The 3,866-nt window shown below is 59.3% G+C and carries 3 protein-coding genes; all 3 read left to right on the forward strand.

Annotated elements, in window-relative coordinates; translation table 11 throughout:
* Window positions 1–223: 223 nt before the first annotated feature.
* From A612_RS00415 to A612_RS00425, 3 genes are read left to right on the forward strand one after another with little or no spacing between them, the layout of a single operon-like run.
* A complete protein-coding gene (locus tag A612_RS00415) occupies window positions 224–1,648 on the forward strand; it encodes an amidohydrolase (protein WP_019372648.1) in 1,425 nt (474 codons plus the stop codon).
* A gap of 3 nt (window positions 1,649–1,651) precedes the next feature.
* On the forward strand, window positions 1,652–3,295 hold the full coding sequence (locus tag A612_RS00420; protein ID WP_075806995.1) for an amidase: 1,644 nt from the start codon (window positions 1,652–1,654) through the stop codon (window positions 3,293–3,295).
* Window positions 3,296–3,331: 36 nt separating this feature from the next.
* The gene (locus A612_RS00425) at window positions 3,332–3,781 is read left to right on the forward strand and encodes a nucleoside deaminase (protein WP_040435306.1); all 450 of its coding nucleotides are present in this window, start codon (window positions 3,332–3,334) and stop codon (window positions 3,779–3,781) included.
* Window positions 3,782–3,866: the final 85 nt, after the last annotated feature.

Here is a 3,866-nt window from a genome sequence, read left to right on the forward strand (position 1 = left end):
CGACGACCAGGAGTCATTGTGACTGTTGTGTTCCACACGAAATGACGAAGAGCCTCGCTGAGGCACGTTTCTAATCAGGTACAATGATGCCAGCAGGCAACGTGCCAGCGCGGCTGACAAGCGGAGGCCGATTCATGAAAAGATTGGATACGATGGCCAATGCTCGTCTTTTCGATGGCATAATATCTGCTTTGCGACGTGTAACACACTATTTATACATATCATGCAAACGCTCAGCATCCAGCACGGTACCCTCGTCACGATGGATCAGTACCGCAGAGTCCTTGGGGATAGCTGGGTTCACGTGCAGGATGGACGGATCGTCGCGCTCGGAGTGCACGCCGAGTCGGTGCCTCCGCCAGCGGATCGGGTGATCGATGCACGCGGCAAGGTCGTGTTACCCGGTTTCATCAATGCCCACACCCATGTGAACCAGATCCTCCTGCGCGGAGGGCCCTCGCACGGGCGTCAACTCCATGACTGGCTGTTCAACGTTTTGTATCCGGGACAAAAGGCGATGAGACCGGAGGACGTAGCGGTGGCGGTGAGGTTGTATTGTGCGGAAGCTGTGCGCAGCGGGATTACGACGATCAACGACAACGCCGATTCGGCCATCTACCCAGGCAACATCGAGGCCGCGATGGCGGTCTATGGTGAGGTGGGTGTGAGGGTCGTCTACGCCCGCATGTTCTTTGATCGGATGGACGGGCGCATTCAAGGGTATGTGGACGCCTTGAAGGCTCGCTCTCCCCAAGTCGAACTGTGCTCGATCATGGAGGAAACGGCTGTGGCCAAAGATCGGATCACAGCCCTGTCAGATCAGTATCATGGCACGGCAGGAGGTCGTATATCAGTTTGGCCCGCTCCTGCCACTACCCCGGCGGTGACAGTTGAAGGAATGCGATGGGCACAAGCCTTCGCCCGTGATCGGGCGGTAATGTGGACGCTTCACATGGCGGAGAGCGATCATGATGAGCGGCTTCATTGGATGAGTCCCGCCGAGTACATGGAGTGTTACGGACTCTTGGATGAGCGTCTGCAGGTCGCGCATTGCGTGTACTTTGACCGGAAGGATGTTCGGCTGCTGCACCGCCACAATGTGAAGGTCGCGTCGCAGGTTGTGAGCAATGCCTACCTCGGCTCAGGGGTGGCCCCCGTGCCAGAGATGGTGGAGCGCGGCATGGCCGTGGGCATTGGAACAGATGACGGGAATTGTAATGACTCCGTAAACATGATCGGAGACATGAAGTTTATGGCCCATATTCACCGCGCGGTGCATCGGGATGCGGACGTGCTGACCCCAGAGAAGATTCTTGAAATGGCGACGATCGATGGGGCGCGTTCGTTGGGAATGGACCACGAGATTGGTTCCATCGAAACCGGCAAGCGCGCGGACCTTATCCTGCTTGACCTGCGTCACCCTCAGACGACTCCTCACCATCATTTGGCGGCCACGATCGTGTTTCAGGCTTACGGCAATGAGGTGGACACTGTCCTGATTGACGGAAACGTTGTGATGGAGAACCGCCGCTTGAGCTTTCTTCCCCCTGAACGTGAGTTGGCGTTCCTTGAGGAAGCGCAGAGCCGCGCCACAGCTATTTTGCAGCGGGCGAACATGGTGGCTAACCCAGCTTGGCGCAGCCTCTAGGAAATGACGCCGTTGCTGCATCCGCCGCCCCTTGAGGAAATCGCTGCCATCTTGGCGCGGCTCGGATTGGGGGGCGGACATGACCTTGATGGATACAGAATTGCCATGAATGCGGCACTTCCGTCCTTCGCTCGTGTGGAATCGTTGGTAGGTGAGGGTCGACTGCGGGCGCCAGCTTCCCGAAGAGGTGAAAGGCCCGAGCCCGGTACGAATCCGACGAACGCGTGGTACCTGAGGACTTCCGTGCGCGAACATCAAAACGGATCCCTGGCAGGAATGCGGATCGCCCTGAAAGACAGCATCGCGCTGGCTGGAATAGGGATGCGCAACGGCTCGTCCCTGCTTGAGGGGTACACTCCCGAATACGATGCCACAGTCGTCCAGCGCCTATTGGGAGCGGGCGCGGAGATCGCCGGTAAAGCAGTCTGCGAGGATCTCTGCATTTCCGGTGCGAGCGAAACTTCCGCCCAGGGGTCGGTGCACAATCCCTATCGCCCCGGGTTTTCCGCCGGTGGCTCGAGCAGCGGATGCGGGTCACTTGTCGCGCTGGGGGAAGTGGAGGCGGCGATCGGGTGTGATCAGGGCGGTTCCATCCGGATACCCGCGGCATGGTGCGGCGTTGTCGGACTCAAGCCCACGTATGGACTGGTTCCTTACACAGGCATAATGCCGATCGAGCGGACTCTCGACCATACTGGGCCCATGGCGCGGGATGTATCGACCGTGGCGCGGGTGCTGAACGTGATCGCGGGAGACGACCCGCTTGATCCACGGCAGGGACGTGTTGCCCGCGAGCGTGATTACACAGCCGACCTCGATGTGGCGCCCCGTTCGCTTCGGATTGGCGTTTTGGATGAGGGTTTCGGCTGGCCCGGTCTTTCCGAACCGGCCACGGACTCCACCGTCCGCACCGCCGCCTCGCAGCTGGCCGCGGCGGGAATGGCGGTGGAGACCCTTTCCATTCCCCTGCACCGGCAAGGCATCGACATCATGTCGGTGATCAGCGTGGAGGGGGCGACCTCGACGATGATCGAAGGGTTCGGCCAGGGCAACAATTGGAAAGGGTTCTATCCCGTTAGCCTCAATGAAGCAGTGGGCCGTGGTTTAGCAGCGCGAGGCAACAAGCTTTACCCGAGTGTAATCGCGCTAGCGTTACTCGGACACTACACGCGGACCCGTTTTTTCGGACGCTACTACGGGCTTGCTCAGGAAGCGTCACGCCACCTGCATTCGGCTTACGACTCTGCGCTTGCCCGCTTCGATGCCCTGCTTCTTCCCACAGTGCCTTTTCAGCCTTGGGCGCTCCCGACCAAACGTCCCGAAGTGCCGCAGGCGGTATCCCGGGCTTACTTGACGTTGCACAACACGGCGCCGTTCGACGCCACGGGCCACCCGGCGATATCACTCAACGCCGGTTTTACTGACGGCCTGCCAGTGGGCTTGATGCTTGTGGGTTCCTGCGTGATCGGGGCTGCACTCTCAGGGATCGGCTTCATCCACAGTTTTGTGATTGAACAAGCGGATGTGGTGGGGCGGATAGGGTTCTTTTTCACGGCTCCGGCCACCATGGCCTACCTACTCCTCGCGGCCGTAACGTGGTTGCTTCCCCGATTCTCTGAGGCCGATCCGGAAAAGGGTGTAATCTAAAAATAACCTATGGAACACACGAAATTTGAATCAAGCATGCTGCAGATCGCAATCGAGGAGGCGGAAGCAAGTTTCCTAGAGGGAGGCCTTCCCATCGGATCGGTACTCGTCCACCGCGGCAAGCTGGTCTCACGCGGACGCAATCTCCGGGCGCAGACCGGCAGCACTCTCCATCACGCAGAAATGACTGCGCTCGCCAACGCCGGTCGGCAACCGCCGGAATTTTATCGAGAAACTGTGCTCTACACGACGCTTTCGCCCTGTCCAATGTGCACAGGAGCGATGATCCTATATGGTATTCCCAAGGTCGTGATCGGCACCCCAACCGTTCGCGAGTGGGGTGAAGATCGTCTGCGGGAGCTAGGAGTCGAGGTCGTGCACACCCGCAGTGAGGCCTGCGCGGAACTGCTCTCCCGTATGATCACGCAGCAGCGTGAGCTGATCCGGGAAGATGGTGGCAATTTTTTTGCGCAAGCAGGGGTGTGACCGCCATGTACAATGCGGCCAAACTCGGTAGTGAAGCGGTCCACCGTCGTTGCAATCGGTGGAAATGCGCTTCTCATTGAGGGCC

Source organism: Melaminivora alkalimesophila (assembly GCF_000282995.1).
Taxonomy (GTDB): Bacteria; Pseudomonadota; Gammaproteobacteria; order Burkholderiales; family Burkholderiaceae_C; genus Melaminivora; species Melaminivora alkalimesophila.

What these genes read in the sequence shown, in the direction of transcription:
- A612_RS00415 (WP_019372648.1), top strand. Translation starts at nt 224, where the DNA reads ATGCAAACGCTCAGCATCCAGCACGGTACCCTCGTCACGATGGATCAG.
- A612_RS00420 (WP_075806995.1), top strand. Translation starts at nt 1,652, where the DNA reads ATGACGCCGTTGCTGCATCCGCCGCCCCTTGAGGAAATCGCTGCCATC.
- A612_RS00425 (WP_040435306.1), top strand. Translation starts at nt 3,332, where the DNA reads ATGCTGCAGATCGCAATCGAGGAGGCGGAAGCAAGTTTCCTAGAGGGA.